Origin of the sequence: Planomonospora corallina, from assembly GCF_042650625.1 — a bacterium.
Classification (GTDB): domain Bacteria; phylum Actinomycetota; class Actinomycetes; order Streptosporangiales; family Streptosporangiaceae; genus Planomonospora_B; species Planomonospora_B corallina.
Map to the genome: position 1 here is coordinate 464,771 of NZ_JBHSBM010000017.1, position 15,445 is coordinate 480,215.

Consider the following 15,445-nt stretch of genomic DNA (forward strand, 5'->3'; position numbering starts at 1 on the left):
GTGCCGCGGCACCCGTCCCGCGCCGCGGCCGTCCGGGCCCGCGGATGCCCGCGCCCGCCGCCCGCAGGCAGGGGCCGCCGGAAGACGTCCGGCCGAGCGCCGGCCGTACGGCAAGACACGTGTGGCAGATGGGAAAGGATGTGTATATTTTCCTCCGATACGTCCGGTCTGAAGGAGGATTTGTCGTGAGGGCATTCCCGCGGGTGCTGTTCGACGAGGCACACAGCGAGTCGTGGACCATCCGGCGGGAGGCGGCCGAGGCGATGAACCCGGGCCACCCCGACGACAACAGCTACGCCCGCGCCGCCGGGCTGCTCCGCCGCCTGGGCTGCACCGTCACCGCGCACGTCGAAAGCGCTCTCACCCCGGCCGTGCTCGACGCCGCCGACGTGCTCGTGATCGCCCACCCCTCGGACGGCCGCTGGGAGCGCACCACCGGCCTGGGCAGTCCCTTCTTCCCCGCCGAGGAGCTCGACGCGATCGAGGCCTACGTGGCGGGCGGCGGCGGCCTGGTCGTCCTGGCCGAGTGCGAGCAGGACAAGTACGGCAGCAACCTCGCCGACCTCCTCGACGTCTTCGGCGTCCGCGTCGCGCACACCACCGTCCAGGACGTGCGCAACGCCCACAACGGCGTGGCCTCCTGGGTCATGGGCGTGCCCGGCGAGACCGGTGAGGAGGACCTGCTGGCCGGGGCCCGCCGCGCCTGCTTCTACCGCGCCGGCACGCTGACCGGCCCCGAGGACGCGACCGTCCTGTTCTCCACCTCCCCGACCGCCGACCCCGCCGGGGCGCCGCTCGCGCTGGCCGTACGGCACGGCGCCGGCCGCGTCGTCGTGCTCGCCGACTCCGACCTGTTCGGCGACGACTCGATCGGCGACCACGACCACGCCGCGCTCTGGGGCAACCTCGTCACCTGGGCCGCCCGGGTGCCCGGGCGCGCCGGTGCGGACGCCGGGATCTCCGCCGCGGGGGTTCCCGCCACCGGGGTCTCCGCCGCGGGGACCCCCGCCACCGGGACCTCCGAGAGCGCGGGCGAGGCCGCGGAGGAGCGGGCCCGCGCCGCCTTCGCCGCGCTGAAGGACGCCGTCGAGCGGCTCCAGCCGCTCCAGGCGAAGGACGGCTCGATCGAGGGCGACCGCGACCTGGCCACCGCGCTGGTCGGCGAGATCACCGGCCGGATCGCGGAGCTGGCCCCCCGCTTCCCGCACGACGCCGCCTACCTCGACGCCGTCGCCGCCGACTTCGGCAAGTGGGTCGGGCAGGGCCTGGGCGTGCCCGACTTCCTCGACTCGCTGGACGCCTTCCACCCCGACACCCAGCGGATCGACGGCCTGGAGCACCTCGTCGTCTTCCCGATGTACACGCAGAACGGCAGCGCCCGCCGGCACATCGAGGCCGTCTGGATCCGGACCGTCTGGCCGGAGTGGCTGGCCGAGCTGGAGCGCACCCGCTACGACAACCCGCTGTTCGTCCCCGTCGCCTTCGAGGACTTCACCTCCGGCTACGACACCAACTGCGCGGTGCTCTTCCCGGAGACCGTCGCGGTCCGCGAGACCCCGGCCCGCTTCACCTGGGGCGCGATCTTCTGCGACCGGGAGGCCGCCCGCTTCCGCCGGGTCAGCCGCGCCGCCGCCGACACCCTCAAGCTGGCCCTGCCGCCGGACGCCGCCCGGCTGCTGGCCGGCCAGGAGCTGGCCCAGGACACCTTCGTGCTCTGGGACCTGATCCACGACCGCACCCACAGCCACGGCGACCTGCCGTTCGACCCGTTCATGATCAAGCAGCGCATGCCGTACTGGCTGTACGCGCTGGAGGAGCTCCGCTGCGACCTGACCGCGTTCGGCGAGGCGGTGAAGCTCGAGTCCGAGGGCGTGCCGCACGCCCGCTACGTCCAGTACGCGATCCTGTTCGACCGGCTCTTCCGCTTCCCGATCACCGGTGACCGGGTCCGCAACTACGACGGCCTCGGCGGCCAGCTGCTCTTCGCCTACCTGCACCGCAACGACATCGTGCGGTGGACCGACAACCGGCTCAGCGTCGACTGGTCCCGGCTCGCCGACGGCGTCGCGGACCTGCGCGGCGAGGTGGAGAAGCTCTACCGCGACGGCATCGACCGCTCCAAGCTCGCCCACTGGCTGGCCGCGCACGAGCTCGTCGCCGCCTACGTCGAGCCGCACCCGGCCTCCGTCTGGGCGAAGGGCGTCGACGCGCTCCCGGTGGAGGGCTTCCCGAAGGCCGTGGTGGACGCGGTGCTGCCCGACGAGTTCCCCCTGAGCATGTTCTACGAGGCCCTGCGCCGTAAGCTCGGCGAGGTCGTCGACTCCACGAAGGGAATCCGCGCATGATCATCGTCGTCACCGGCGCCGCCGGCCCCGCGGGCCGGGCCGCCGTCCGCCGCCTCACCGCCTCCGGCCACACCGTCATCGGCGTCGACAAGACCGGCGCCGACGGCACCCTCGCGGTCGACCTGCTCGACCACGAGGCCGTACGGAAGCTCGCCGCCGACCTCCAGGCGGAGCACGGCCGCGTCGACGGCCTGTTCCACCTGGTCGGCGGCTGGCGCGGGTCGAAGACGTTCGCCGAGGCGGAGCTGGAGGACTGGGCGCTCCTGCACGACCTGCTGGTGCGCACCCTCCAGCACGTCACCCTCGCCTTCGAGCCGCTGCTGAAGGCGAGCGGGCGCGGCCGCTTCGCGATCGTCTCCGCCAAGGCCGCCGAGCGGCCCACCCAGGGCAACGCCGCGTACGGCGCCGCCAAGGCCGCCGCCGAGGCGTGGACGCTCGCCTTCGCCGACGCGCTGGAGGGCACACCCGCGACCGCGAACATCCTGGTCGTCAAGGCGCTCGTGCACGAGGGCATGCGTGCGGCGAGCCCCGAGAAGACGTTCCCCGGCTTCACCGACGTCGACGACCTCGCCGCGGCGATCGAGGGCCTGTGGGACACCGACGCCAACGGCACCCGAATGGACCTCACCCAGTGACAGACGCGACGAGCGGCGTCCGGACCGACGCCGTGCGCAGGCACGACCCCTCCCTGAAGACCTTCGCCAGCGACAACTACGCCGGGGTGCACCCGGAGGTCCTCGCGGCGATCGCGCTCGCCAACGGCGGCCACCAGATCGCCTACGGCGACGACGTCTACACCGAGGCGCTGCAGGAGACGTTCAGGAAGCACTTCGGCCCGGCGGCCGAGGCGTGGCCGGTCTTCAACGGCACCGGCGCCAACGTGGTCGCGCTGCGCGCGATGACCGCGCACTGGGAGGCCGTGGTCTGCGCCGAGTCGGCGCACATCCACACCGACGAGGGCGGCGCGCCGGAGCGCACGGCCGGGCTCAAGCTGCTCCCGGTGGCCACCCCGGACGGCAAGCTCACCCCCGAGCTGATCGACCGGCAGGCGTGGGGCTTCGGCGACGAGCACCGCGCCCAGCCGAAGGTCGTCTCGATCACCCAGACGACCGAGCTGGGCACGCTCTACACGCCGGAGGAGATCCGGGCGATCTGCGAGCACGCCCACGGGCTGGGCATGCTCGTCCACCTCGACGGCGCCCGCATCACCAACGCCGCCGCCGCGCTGGACGTGCCGCTGCGGGCGTTCACCACCGACGCCGGGGTGGACGTGCTCTCCTTCGGCGGGACCAAGGCCGGGCTGATGTTCGGCGAGGCCGTCGTCGTGCTCGACCCCGAGGCCGTGCGCGGCCTGCGCTACCTGCGCAAGAGCGCGATGCAGCTGGCCTCCAAGATGCGCTTCGTCTCGGTGCAGTTCGAGGCGCTGCTCGCCGGCGACCTGTGGCTGCGCAACGCCCGCCACGCCAACGCGATGGCCCGCAGGCTCGCCGAGGCGGTCCGGGACGTGCCCGGGGTGGAGATCCCGCGCCCGGTCGAGGCCAACGCGGTCTTCGCGATCCTGCCGGGGGACGCCGCCGAACGGCTGCGCAAGCGCTTCCGCTTCTACACCTGGAACGAGGCCACCGGCGAGGTCCGCTGGATGACCGCGTTCGACACCACCGAGGCGGACGTGGACGCCTTTGCCGCCGCTCTGGCGGAGGAAGTAGAATTCTCCGCATGAATCACCGCAGCCTGGGCCTGTGGCGGGCCGCCTTCCGGCGGATCCGCTAGCCAGCCCCGACTGCGCAGAAGAAAACGGCCGCCGTTCACCGGCGGCCTTTTTCGTTTTCCTCACGGCCGGCGGATCCGGCGGTCCTCTTCGACCACACCGATGAGGAGAGACCCATGACCAAGCGCGCCTTCTCGGCCTTCAAGCCGACCGGCCACCTGACGCTCGGCAACTACCTCGGCGCGATCCTGCCCGCCGTACGGCTCCAGGAGGAGGCCGACTGCGTCTACGCCGTCGCCGACCTGCACGCGCTGACGATCAGGCATGACCCCGCGGAGCTGCGCGCCCGCACCCGGGAGGCGGCGACCCTGCTGCTCGCCTGCGGCCTGGACCGCTCCGGGGTCTACGTCCAGTCGCGGGTGCCGGCCCACACCGAGCTGGCCTACCTGATGGAGAGCACCGCCCACGAGGGCGAGATGCGCAGGATGATCCAGTTCAAGGAGAAGTCGGCGGCCCAGGCGGAGGTACGGCTCTCGCTGCTGACCTACCCCGCCCTCATGGCGGCCGACATCCTGCTGCACCGGGCGGAGCTGGTGCCGGTGGGCGAGGACCAGCGCCAGCACCTCGAGCTCACCCGCGACCTGGCGACGCGCTTCAACCACCGCTACGGCGAGACCTTCACCGTGCCCGAGGCCGTGCACCCGCCGCTGGCCGCCCGCGTCATGGACCTGTCCGACCCCGCCTCCAAGATGGGCAAGTCCGAGGGATCGGCGGCCGGCACGGTCTATCTGCTGGACGAGCCCGCCGCCGTCAGACGCAAGATCATGCGGGCGGTCACCGACTCCGGGACCGAGGTCCGCCACGACCCCGAGCACAAGCCGGGGGTGTCGAACCTCCTCACCATCCTCGCCGCCTGCACCGGGCGGCCGGTCGGCTCGCTCTCCCATCCCTCCTACGGCGCGCTCAAGAAGGACACCGCCGAGGCGGTGGCCGAGACGCTGGCCCCGATCCGGCGGCGGTTCGCCGAGCTGTCCGCCGACCCTGCGGAGCTGGACCGGGTCCTGGCGGCCCACGCAGCCCAGGCGGCCGGGCGCGGCGCGGAGGTGCTGGACGCCGCCCGCAGGGCCATCGGCCTGGCCTGAGGAGCCGGCGGGCGGGCCGGTCCGGGGCCCCGGGGCCCCGGGACGGGAGCGGGACCGGCGGCACGGTCCCGGGGCGGGGGAGGGCGGGGAGCCGGACCGGCGGCACGGCCCCCGGGGCGGGTCAGTGCTTGCGGCCGGTCTCCTGCTCGTACTGGGTCAGCTGCTGCTCCAATGCCTTCATCAGCTCGAACACCTGGCTCGGCGGGATGCGGATCCGGCTGACGATCCGGGTGGGCACGCTGACGAAGTGCTGGCCCGAGGACGGGTCGTTGGCCAGCTGCGGCGGTCGAGTGATCACCGCGAAGTCCAGGACGAAGCCATCCTGGGTGTGCCAGACCGAGGCGAAATTGGCGTACTGCCCCATCTCGACCTCGGCGGAGATGCTCACCTCCAGGCGGTTCTCCGGCTCGTCGTTCATGATTCGATCTCCTCCGGCCAGGTCGGTTCCGTGCTGCCCTGGCCGGGGTCCGGCCGCGCAGGGGGACGCGCTGACGCTGTTCAGACGCGGGTGGCGGGACTGGTCGCGGGGCTACTGCCGTATGGACGGCAGGGGCTGGGCGCCCCGCTGCGCGAGCATGTCCTTCATCAGTTTGATCTCTCCGCTCTGGCTGTTCACGATGTGCCGGGCCATCGTGACCACCTCGTCACGATCGGAGAGCCGCAGCAGGCCCTCCGCCATCTCCACACCGCCCTCGTGGTGGCGGATCATGAGCTGGAGGAAGAGGACCTCCTGCTCCTTCCCGGTGGCCTCGCGGAGTCGCTGGAGCTCCTCCTCGCTCGCCATGCCCGGCATCGCGGCCTCCCCGGAGGCGGACCCCGGGGAGGCCTCCGGAGACGCCGCGGTGGACGCGCCGCCGCCGTGGCCGTGCCCGGCCATCCACGCCATCGGCGGGCGGTCGGACGCCTGGGTGAGCTCCCACTGCTGCAGCCAGCCCATGAAGATGCCGCGCTGGGCGGTCTGCGTGACGATGATGTCGTAGGCGAGGCGCCGCAGCGCCTCGTCGGTGCCGCCGTCCCGGGCGATGAACGACATCTCCACCGCCTGGGCGTGGTGGACGGCCATGTCACGGGCGAACCCGGCCTCGGCGGAGGCGTCGGCCGGCTCGCCGGTCCTGCCCAGGATCAGCACCGCGGCGACGGCCGCGGCCAGGCAGGCCAGCACCGCGACGGCCACCCGGCGTCGCCGGGGCTCCGACGGAGTGGGAATCTTCTCAGCGGAGGTCTCCATTGCCGGTCAAGCCTACTCATCCCAGCCAAGTCCGCGTTGTCGCCCATCGCCGATCCCTTATTCTCCACATACGTCACTAGGGAATAAGGTGACCCGGAGTTGTCGCCGGGTGGAGGATCGATGTCGAAGGACAAGGCGCAGGCGCGGCGGGAGACGCTCGCCAAGATGCGCGCCGAGCAGAAGGCCAAGGAGCGGCGGACCGCGCTCCTGATGTGGGGCGGCGGCGGCGCCGTCATCCTCCTGCTCGTCGGTGTGGTCGGTTTCTATCTCGTCGGCCAGTCGGGGAAGACCTCGCTGGACGCGGTCGTCAGCGCCAAGTACCCCGGAAGCCAGCACGTCCAGACCAAGGTCTCCTACAAGGAGAACCCGCCGATGGGCGGGGAGCACCACCCGGCGTGGCAGAACTGCGGCGTCTACGACGCCCCGATCAACAACGAGAACGCCGTGCACTCGATGGAGCACGGCGCCGTCTGGATCACCTACCAGCCGGACCTGCCCAAGGACCAGGTGGAGACCCTCAAGAAGCTGGCCTCCGCCGACTTCATGCTGCTGAGCCCGTACCCCGGCCTGCCGTCCAAGGTCGTGGTGAGCTCCTGGAACAAGCAGCTCAAGCTGGACAGCGCGGACGACCCGCGCCTGCCCAGGTTCATCAAGAAGTACAAGCAGGGGCCGGAGACGCCCGAGCTCGGCGCGTCCTGCGACAGCGACGTGGTCACCACGACCGACCAGGCGCCGATCCCGACGGCGGTCCCGAGCACGCCCGCCCCGGATCCCCACGCGAGCCCGAGCGCGACGCCGAGCGCCACCCCGACCTCCTGACCCCCCGGGTGGGAGGCGCCGCGCAGCCACGGCGCGGCGGACGCCCCGTGCCCCCCGGAGACGGGCGGCACGGGGGCGGAGGGCCGGGGGCGGACGGCGGCCGGGGCCGCCCCGGCCACAGGACGGCGGCGGTGACGACCGCGGAGGCCGTCAGCAGGACGCCCAGCAGGATCTCGACCAGCACGGTGATCGACATGGAGATCGCCTCGATCTCACCGTAGACGGGATTGTCTCCGTACGGTTCCAGTGTCCGCGCACCCCGGTGAACTGGTCAAACGCCCACGACTCCGGCGGGGCCGGCCGCCCGCGCGGCGGGGCCGCACCCGCCGGACGCGGGGAGGGACGCCGGCGCCGGCGCGGCCGCGCCCGGGCCGGGGGTTCCGTTAAGCCCGACGGAACCCCCGGCCCGGGCTTAACGGAACCCCCGGCAGCGCATACCCTGTTGGGGCGAGGGGAGTACTTCCCAAGCGCCGCTCCCGGTCAGTACGGATGCTCAGAGGCATCCCCGGGCGGCCGCCCGCGCGGCGCGGGTGAAGGAGACCTCGAACGGCCACGCGCGTTCGGGGAGACTCATGCCCGCTGGAACACACCTGCTCGCCGCCGATCTCCACACGATCGGCTCACCGAAGATGTGGACGATCAGCATCGTCGTCCTGCTGCTCCTACTCGCCCTGGACGCCGTCCTGACCAGGCGCCCGCACGAGGTGCGGATGCGGGAGGCGGTGGGCTGGTCGGTCTTCTACATCGCCCTGCCCGTGCTGTTCGGCTTCTACCTGTGGGCGGCCCACGGCTCCACCGTCTCGGTGGAGTTCTTCACCGGCTACGTGGTGGAGAAGTCGCTCTCGGTGGACAACCTGTTCGTGTTCATGCTGCTGCTGGCCGCCTTCGCGGTCCCGGCCGCCCTGGCCCAGCGGGTCCTGCTGTACGGCATCATCGGGGCGCTGGTGCTGCGCGCGGTCTTCATCGCGCTCGGGGCGGCCGTCCTGCAGAGCGGCACCTGGGCGTTCCTGCTGTTCGGCGGGATCCTGATCGTCACCGCGGTGAAGATCCTCCGGGACGCGCTGAGCGGCCACGAGCAGCAGGTCGACATCTCCTCCATGCGCACGGTCCGGCTGCTGCGCCGCTTCATGCCGGTCACGAACGACTACCGCGGCTTCCGCATGGTCGTCCACGAGGGCGGGCGCCGCGCCCTCACCCCGCTCGCCGTGGCCGTCACGGCCGTCTTCGCCACCGACATCGTCTTCGCCGTCGACTCGGTGCCCGCGGTGTACGGCGTGACCGAGGACCCCTACCTCGTCTTCGCCACCAACGCCTTCGCGCTGATGGGCCTGAGGGCGCTCTACTTCGTGATGCAGGGGATCCTGACGAAACTGCGCCACCTCAACCACGGGCTCAGCCTCATCCTGGCCTTCATCGGCGTCAAGCTCGTCCTGCACTGGGCGCACGGCATCTGGACGCAGGTGCCGGAGATCCCCACCCCGCTCTCGCTGGGGTTCATCGTCGCGGTCCTGGCCGCCGTCACGGCCACCAGCGTGTACGCCAACCGCCGCGACGAGCGGCGGGCCCGCCAGGCGGGCTCCCCGCCGCCCTCGCCGGTGGGCGGCTGACTCCTCCCGGCGCGGTCCTCAGACGAGCACCTGCTCCAGGGGCAGCGCCTCCAGGCCGTGGGCCTCGGCCACCGGCCGGTTGGTCAGGTGCCCCTCGTGCGTGTTCAGCCCGAGGGCCAGCACCGGGTCGCGGCGGAGCGCCTCCCGCCAGCCCAGCCCGGCCAGGGCCTGGACGTAGGGCAGGGTCACGTTGGTCAGCGCGTGGGTCGAGGTGTGCGGGACCGCGCCCGGCATGTTGGCCACGCAGTAGAACACCGAGTCGTGGACGCGGTAGGTCGGCTCGGCGTGGGTGGTCGGCCGGGAGTCCGCGAAGCAGCCGCCCTGGTCGATGGAGATGTCCACCAGGACCGAGCCGGGCCGCATCGCGGCGACGAGGTCGCTGCCCACCAGCGTGGGAGCCTTCGCGCCGGGCACCAGCACCGCGCCGATGACCAGGTCGGCGTCCAGGACGGCGCGCTCGATCTCGTAGCTGTTCGACGCGACCGTACGGCAGTGCCCCCGGTAGACGGCGTCGGCCTGGCGGAGCCGGTCGACGCTCTTGTCGAGCAGCACCACCTCGGCGTGCATGCCCAGCGCGATGACCGCGGCGTTCATGCCGGACACGCCCGCCCCGATCACCACGACCCGGGCGGCGCGCACTCCCGGCACGCCGCCCATGAGCACACCGCGCCCGCCGCTCGGCCGCATCAGGTGGTAGGCGCCGACCTGCGGGGCGAGCCGGCCGGCCACCTCCGACATCGGGGCCAGCAGCGGCAGGCGGCCGTCCGGGGTCTGCACGGTCTCGTAGGCCAGGCCCGTGACGCCGGACTCCAGCATGGCGCGGGTGCAGTCCGCGGAGGCGGCCAGGTGCAGGTACGTGAAGAGGACCTGCCCCTTGCGCATCCGGTGGTACTCCTCGGGGACGGGCTCCTTCACCTTGAGGACGAGGTCGCCCGCGGCCCACACGTCGTCCGCGCTCGGCAGGACGGTCGCGCCCACGGCCGCGAAGTCGGCGTCGGGGACGGAGGAGCCGGCCCCGGCGTCCCTCTCGACGAAGACCTGGTGGCCCTGGCGGACGAGCTCGTGGGCTCCGGCGGGGGTGAGCGCCACGCGGTACTCGTGGTTCTTCAGCTCGCGGGGAACTGCGATCTTCACAACGCCTCCAGGGGTCGCCGGCAGTCCTCCTCACTGTGCGTTCCCGGGCAGCAGGTCACCATGCCCACAGAGGAAGGGATCACTCGCCGTCGGTTACGGAGTGTCGGATTCCACCGCGTACGGTGATCTCCGTGACGGAGCTTGACCGGCCGATTACGCACTCTTTGCGGAGATCGGTAGGCTCACGCCAGCACACCTGAAGACGCGGGGATTGACGATGGGAAAGCACTCGGGTCCCGCCGGACCGCCCGAGCCGCCACCGGCTCCCGCCGGGCCGTCCTCGACAGCGCCGGCGGGCGGGCGCCGGGAGGCCGTTCCGGGTGCCGGGGAGCCCCTGCGGGAACCGCACGGCCCGGACATGCCGCACGGCCCGCACACGCCACAGGGCCCGGACATGCCGCACGGCTCGCATGCGCCGCGCGGGCCGCATGCGCCGCGCGGGCCGCACGGGCCCGGCGGCCCCCAGGGCCCGGCGGAGGCGCGGCGGCCCGGAGCCGGACCGGTCCCAGGCGTGCCGGACGGGCCGCGGGCCAGCCGGGCCACCACCGCCGTCCTCGTCGTCGCGCTGGTCCTGGTGGTGCTGACCACCGGTGTGCTCGCCTCCATCGCGGTGCTCATGACCCGCAACCCCGGCGTGCCGCTCGGCGCCCCGCCGCCCCAGCGGCTGCCCGCGCCCATCCACTTCGCCCCGGTCGCCGCCGCGCAGCCGGGGCCCTGCGCGACGGCCGAGGGCGTCCCCGACGACACCGGGCAGACGTGCTACGAGGTCGACCCGGGGGTCGACGTGACCGCGGTGCGGGGGATCGAGCCGGTCCGGGAGGCGAACGGCGCCTACGCGGTCCGCGTCACCTTCGCCCCCGCCTTCCAGGAGCAGATCAAGAGCCTGACCCGGGAGGCGGTCGACCGGCAGATCGCCATCGTCGTGGGCGGCAGGGTCGTGGCGGCGCCCCGGGTCGACGAGGAGGTCACCGAGGACAGCATGCTGATCGCCGGCTCCTTCAGCAGGGAGCAGGCGGAGGCGATGGTGGCCAGGCTGCGCGGCGGCACCGCCGCCTCCTCGCAGCCGCCCGCGGGCGCGCCGACCGGGGATCCGGCCGCGACGCCGCCCACCGGTACGGCCCCCACCGCCGGTACGGCCCCGGCCACCGGGTCCACCGGGTCCACCGGGCCCGCGGCGACGGCCCCGGCCGCCCCGACGTCCGGAGGCCAGGCCACCGCGCCTCCCGGCACGGCTCCCACCTCCGGCCCCACGACCGGCCCCACGACCGGCCCCACGACGGCCGCCACGGGTGGGACCGGCGCGGCTCCCACGGGCGGGACCGCCGCCCGCCCCACCCCGCTGAGACCGGCCGCGGGCGGCAACGACCCTCAGTACCGCACCTGCCGGGAGGCGGTCGAGGAGGGCCTCGGGCCCTACTACAAGGAGACGCACACCGAGTACTCCTGGTACACCGACAAGGACCGGGACGGCGTCGCCTGCGACGACGGCGACCTGGGCTGACAGCGAGGACGCAGGGGAACGCCTCCCCGGAGAGCCCGGCTCCCGGGCCGGCCGGCCCGGGGCCTGCTCGGCGGCCGGCCCGGGGCCTGTTCGATGGCCGGCCCGGGACCTGCTCGGCGGCCGGTCAGCCGAGGACCTGCTCGACGGCGCCGATGCCGAAGTACACGGCGAAGACCAGCGCGACCACCCACAGCAGCCACGGGACCGTCCGGGCCCGGCCCAGCGCCGCCTGGATCACCGTGTACGCGATCACCCCCGCGCCGACGCCGTTGGTGATGCCGTAGGTGAACGGCATGATCACGATCGTGAGGAACGCCGGGATCGCCATGGACAGGTCGCCCCAGGGCACGTTCCTGGCCTGGACCATCATCAGCGCGCCCACCAGCACCAGCGCGGGCGCCGCCGCCGCGGCCGGGACCACCGCCGCGAGCGGGGTGAACAGCAGCGAGAGCGCGAACAGGGCGCCGGTGACCAGGGAGGCCAGACCGGTCCGGGCCCCCTCGCCGACCCCGGCCGCCGACTCGACGAAGACCGTGCCGGCCGAGGCGCTGCAGAGCCCGCCGATCGCCCCGGAGACGCCGTCGACCGTCAGGACGGCCCCCAGCCGGGGGACCCGGCCGCGCTCGTCCACCAGCCCGGCCTCGTCGCTGACTCCGATGATGGTGCCCATCGCGTCGAAGAACCCCGACAGCACGAGCGTGAACAGCACCACCGTGGCCGTCACCGCTCCCGCCCGGGCGAACCCGCCGAACAGGTCCACCTGGCCGACCAGCCCGAAGTCGGGTGCGGAGACCACCGCCTCCGGCAGGTGCGGCACCACGACGCCCCAGCTCGCCGGGTCGACCTCGGCCACCGCGTTCACCGCCACCGCGGCCGCGGCCGTGACCACGATGCTCACCAGGATGGCCGCCGGGAACCGGCGCACGTACAGCACGATCATCAGCAGCAGCCCGAGGCAGAACAGCGTCACCGGCCAGCCCGTCAGGTGCCCGGCCGCGCCCAGCTGCACGGGCGTGCCCGTGCCGCGGGCCACGAACCCGGCGTCCACCAGGCCGATCAGCGCGATGAACATGCCGATGCCCACGCTGATCGCGTGCTTCAGCGCCAGCGGGATGGCGTTCATGATGAGCTGCCGGAGCCCGGAGACGGCCAGCAGCACGATCACCAGGCCCTCCAGCACGACCAGTCCCATGGCCTGCGGCCAGGTCATGTGCGGCGCGGCCTGGTAGGCGACCACCGCGTTCAGCCCCAGCCCCGCCGCCAGGCCGAACGGGGCGTTGCCGACCACGGCCATCAGCAGGGTGCTCACCGCGGCGACCAGGGCGGTCGCCGTGGTGAGCTGCGGGATCGAGAGCCGCGCCCCGGTGACGTCGGCGGCGCCGGCCAGGATGATCGGGTTGAGCAGGATGATGTAGGCCATCGCCATGAACGTGGTGACGCCGCCCCTGACCTCCCGGGCGACGGTCGTCCTCCGCGCGGACAGCTCGAACAGACGGTCCACGGCTCCCCTCTCTAACCCGCGGGGACGGCCCTCTCCTCGGCGCGCACGGCCGTACGGGTCGCCCTCCGGCACGCGGGGGACGACCGCTTCCTACCCGCTCAACGCGATGTCATGGGGACGGATCGGCACCCGGGGCAGCTCCCTGCCGGTCGCCGCCCGCACGGCCGCCGCCACCGCCGGGGTCGAGGAGAGCGTGGGCGGCTCGCCCGCGCCGCGCAGGCCGTACGGGGCGTGCGGGTCGGGGTTCTCCAGGATCGACAGCCGCATCGGCGGCATGTCCAGGATGGTCGGGATGAGGTAGTCGGTGAACGACGGGTTCAGCACCCGCCCCCCGCGCACCTGGATCTCCTCCATCAGCGCCAGCCCCAGCCCCTGCGCCGAGCCGCCGTGGATCTGCCCCTCCAGCGCGAGCCGGTTCAGGATCCTGCCCACGTCCTGCACCGCCGCCAGCTCCACCACCTTGACCAGGCCGAGCTCGACGTCGACGTCCACCACCGCCCGGTGCACGCAGAGCGCGAGCTGGGTGTGGGAGTCGCCCTGCCCGGTGACCGGGTCCAGCGGGAAGGTCGGCCGGTGGCGGTACTCGCGGGTCTCCTCCACCGGGCCGTGCCGGTCGAGGACCTCCGCGAGCGTGGCCCCGCCGGACAGCAGGGTCTCCAGCCGCTCCCGTACGGCCAGGCAGGCCGCGCGGACCGCGCCGCCGGTGACGTAGGACTGGCGGGAGGCCGACGACGAGCCCGCCGAGCCGACCGAGGTGTCGGCGGGCGCGATCGTCACCCGTTCGACGCCCAGGCCGCCCAGCTCGGTGCGGGCGATCTGCTCCTGGACCATGACCAGGCCCTGGCCGACCTCCGCCGCCGCGGTGTGCACCAGCGCGTGCGGCTCGCCGCCCAGCAGCTCCAGGCGGATCCGGGCCGTGGAGTAGTCGTCGAAGCCCTCGGAGAAGCAGATGTTCTTGATGCCGACGCCGTACCCGACGCCGCGCCGCACGCCCTCGCCCCGGGTGGTCCGCCCGGCTCCGCCGGGCAGGTCGAACAGCCCGCCGGGGGACTCGGGCGGCAGCGGCAGCGCGGCCAGTTCGCGGAGCATGTCGGCGAGCGGCGCGGGAGAGTCGATGACTTGCCCGGTGGCCAGCGCCGAACCCGCCGAGACGGCGTTGCGGACGCGGACCTCGACCGGGTCCAGGCCGCACGCCGCGGCCAGCCTGTCCATCTGCGACTCGTAGGCGTAGCAGGCCTGCACCGCGCCGAAGCCGCGCATCGCGCCGCAGGGCGGGTTGTTGGTGTAGACGCCGTAGGCGTCGACGCGGACGTTGGGCACCTCGTACGGCCCGACGCCGAGCGAGGCGGCGTTGCCGACCACGGCGGGGGAGGAGGAGCAGTAGGCGCCGCCGTCGAGCAGGATCTCCGCCTTCACGTAGAGCAGCCTCCCGTCGCGGGTGGCGCCGTGCTCGTAGCGCATGCGGGCCGGATGCCGGTGCACGTGGCCGAAGAACGACTCCTCGCGGGTGTAGACCATCTTCACGGGCCGGCCGGTGCGCAGCGCCAGCATGCACGCGTGGACCTGCATGGACAGGTCCTCGCGGGCGCCGAACGCGCCGCCCACCCCGGCCAGGGCCAGCCGGACCTTCTCCGGCGGCAGGCCCAGGCAGGGCGCGATCTGGTCGCGGTCCACGTGCAGCCACTGGGTGGCGACGAACAGGTCCACCCCGCCGTCCTCGGCGGGCACCGCCAGGCCGGACTCGGGGCCGAGGAACGCCTGGTCCTGCATGCCGACCTCGTACTCGCCGGTGACCACGACCTCGGCGGCGACCTCGGCGGGGTCGAGGCCGGTCCGGACCGGCTGGTGGCGGAGCACGTTCCCGCCCTCGTGGACCTGCGGGCAGTCCGGGTTGAAGGCGGCCCGGCGCGGGTCCGTCACCGCCTCGCGGACCTCGTACTCCACGACGACCGCCGCGGCCGCGCGCCGGGCCCGCTCCGGGTGGTCGGCGGCGACCAGCGCCACCGGCTCGCCCTGGTAGCGGACCTGATCCACGGCGAGCACCGGCTGGTCGGCGCGCTCCAGGCCGTAGAACTTCGCGCCGGGCACGTCCTCGTGGGTGAGCACCGCGACCACGCCCGGCATGGCGAGGGCGGGACCGATGTCGATCGACCGGATCCACGCCGACGGGTGCGGGCTGCGCAGGGTCGCGCCCCAGACCATGCCCGCCAGGTACAGGTCGGAGGAGTAGGCGAACTCACCCGTCACCTTCAGCGTCCCGTCGGGGCGCAGCACGCTCTCCCCGACCCCGCGGCTGTGCCGTGTCTCGATTCCACTCACGACCGCAGTACATCAGCGCAGTTCAGAGCGGGTCCATGGCAGACAGCGCGGAACACGGGGGCCCGCTGTTGGCGACTGTTGCGCTTCTGCGCACCGGGCGGCGCGCGGGCCGTTCCGGAACGGCCTCCGGCGAACGACCCG

At 73.4% G+C, this 15,445-nt stretch carries 12 protein-coding genes; 7 read left to right on the plus strand and 5 right to left on the minus strand.

The annotated features are described in order from the left end of the window. Positions 1-185 precede the first annotated feature (185 nt). The 4 genes from ACFOWE_RS15280 to trpS all read left to right on the plus strand — a co-directional run bounded on the left by ACFOWE_RS15280 (position 186) and on the right by trpS (position 5,195). Positions 186-2,345 carry a DUF6421 family protein gene (locus ACFOWE_RS15280; protein WP_377288147.1) on the plus strand — a complete coding sequence of 720 codons (2,160 nt, stop codon included), beginning with the start codon at positions 186-188 and terminating at the stop codon, positions 2,343-2,345. Beyond that, on the plus strand, positions 2,342-2,980 hold the full coding sequence (locus ACFOWE_RS15285) for an SDR family NAD(P)-dependent oxidoreductase (RefSeq protein ID WP_377288149.1): 639 nt from the start codon (positions 2,342-2,344) through the stop codon (positions 2,978-2,980). The genes ACFOWE_RS15280 and ACFOWE_RS15285 overlap by 4 nt, the downstream gene beginning before the upstream one ends. After that, on the plus strand, positions 2,977-4,065 hold the full coding sequence (locus ACFOWE_RS15290) for a threonine aldolase family protein (protein WP_377288151.1): 1,089 nt from the start codon (positions 2,977-2,979) through the stop codon (positions 4,063-4,065). Before ACFOWE_RS15285 ends, ACFOWE_RS15290 begins: the two co-directional genes overlap by 4 nt. Before the next feature lie 164 nt (positions 4,066-4,229). Then, positions 4,230-5,195 (plus strand): tryptophan--tRNA ligase, encoded by a 966-nt coding sequence (gene trpS / locus ACFOWE_RS15295; protein ID WP_377288153.1) that lies wholly within the window; start codon positions 4,230-4,232, stop codon positions 5,193-5,195. A 121-nt stretch (positions 5,196-5,316) separates the two neighbouring features. Here trpS and ACFOWE_RS15300 read toward each other — a convergent pair whose 3' ends face one another. After that, entirely contained in the window at positions 5,317-5,613 is a 297-nt protein-coding gene (locus ACFOWE_RS15300) for a DUF3467 domain-containing protein (protein WP_377288155.1), read from the minus strand. A 111-nt stretch (positions 5,614-5,724) separates the two neighbouring features. Then, entirely contained in the window at positions 5,725-6,423 is a 699-nt protein-coding gene (locus tag ACFOWE_RS15305; protein ID WP_377288157.1) for a DUF305 domain-containing protein, read from the minus strand. Positions 6,424-6,543: 120 nt separating this feature from the next. Between ACFOWE_RS15305 and ACFOWE_RS15310 the strand changes: the two genes are divergently transcribed. Both ACFOWE_RS15310 and ACFOWE_RS15315 read left to right on the plus strand, forming a co-directional pair. After that, positions 6,544-7,242, plus strand: a complete 699-nt coding sequence (locus ACFOWE_RS15310) for a DUF3105 domain-containing protein (RefSeq protein WP_377288159.1) — start codon at positions 6,544-6,546, stop codon at positions 7,240-7,242. Between the two features lie 572 nt (positions 7,243-7,814). Further along, a complete protein-coding gene (locus ACFOWE_RS15315) occupies positions 7,815-8,849 on the plus strand; it encodes a TerC/Alx family metal homeostasis membrane protein (RefSeq protein WP_377288161.1) in 1,035 nt (344 codons plus the stop codon). Between the two features lie 18 nt (positions 8,850-8,867). Here ACFOWE_RS15315 and ald read toward each other — a convergent pair whose 3' ends face one another. Next, on the minus strand, positions 8,868-9,983 hold the full coding sequence (gene ald, locus ACFOWE_RS15320) for an alanine dehydrogenase (RefSeq protein ID WP_377288163.1): 1,116 nt from the start codon (positions 9,981-9,983) through the stop codon (positions 8,868-8,870). Positions 9,984-10,494: 511 nt separating this feature from the next. Between ald and ACFOWE_RS15325 the strand changes: the two genes are divergently transcribed. Next, positions 10,495-11,484, plus strand: coding sequence for a SecDF P1 head subdomain-containing protein (locus ACFOWE_RS15325; RefSeq protein WP_377288165.1), 990 nt, complete (start codon positions 10,495-10,497; stop codon positions 11,482-11,484). A gap of 124 nt (positions 11,485-11,608) precedes the next feature. Here ACFOWE_RS15325 and ACFOWE_RS15330 read toward each other — a convergent pair whose 3' ends face one another. Together ACFOWE_RS15330 and ACFOWE_RS15335 are read right to left on the minus strand one after the other, a co-directional pair. Further along, entirely contained in the window at positions 11,609-12,985 is a 1,377-nt protein-coding gene (locus ACFOWE_RS15330; RefSeq protein WP_377288167.1) for an NCS2 family permease, read from the minus strand. A 90-nt stretch (positions 12,986-13,075) separates the two neighbouring features. Next, entirely contained in the window at positions 13,076-15,304 is a 2,229-nt protein-coding gene (locus ACFOWE_RS15335; protein ID WP_377288169.1) for a molybdopterin cofactor-binding domain-containing protein, read from the minus strand. Positions 15,305-15,445: the final 141 nt, after the last annotated feature.

Bases quoted from the DNA above. Each gene is read 5' to 3' on its own strand.
- ACFOWE_RS15285 (WP_377288149.1), top strand. From the start codon at position 2,342: ATGATCATCGTCGTCACCGGCGCCGCCGGCCCCGCGGGCCGGGCCGCC.
- trpS (WP_377288153.1), top strand. From the start codon at position 4,230: ATGACCAAGCGCGCCTTCTCGGCCTTCAAGCCGACCGGCCACCTGACG.
- ACFOWE_RS15300 (WP_377288155.1), bottom strand. From the start codon at position 5,613: ATGAACGACGAGCCGGAGAACCGCCTGGAGGTGAGCATCTCCGCCGAG.
- ACFOWE_RS15305 (WP_377288157.1), bottom strand. From the start codon at position 6,423: ATGGAGACCTCCGCTGAGAAGATTCCCACTCCGTCGGAGCCCCGGCGA.
- ACFOWE_RS15310 (WP_377288159.1), top strand. From the start codon at position 6,544: ATGTCGAAGGACAAGGCGCAGGCGCGGCGGGAGACGCTCGCCAAGATG.
- ACFOWE_RS15315 (WP_377288161.1), top strand. From the start codon at position 7,815: ATGCCCGCTGGAACACACCTGCTCGCCGCCGATCTCCACACGATCGGC.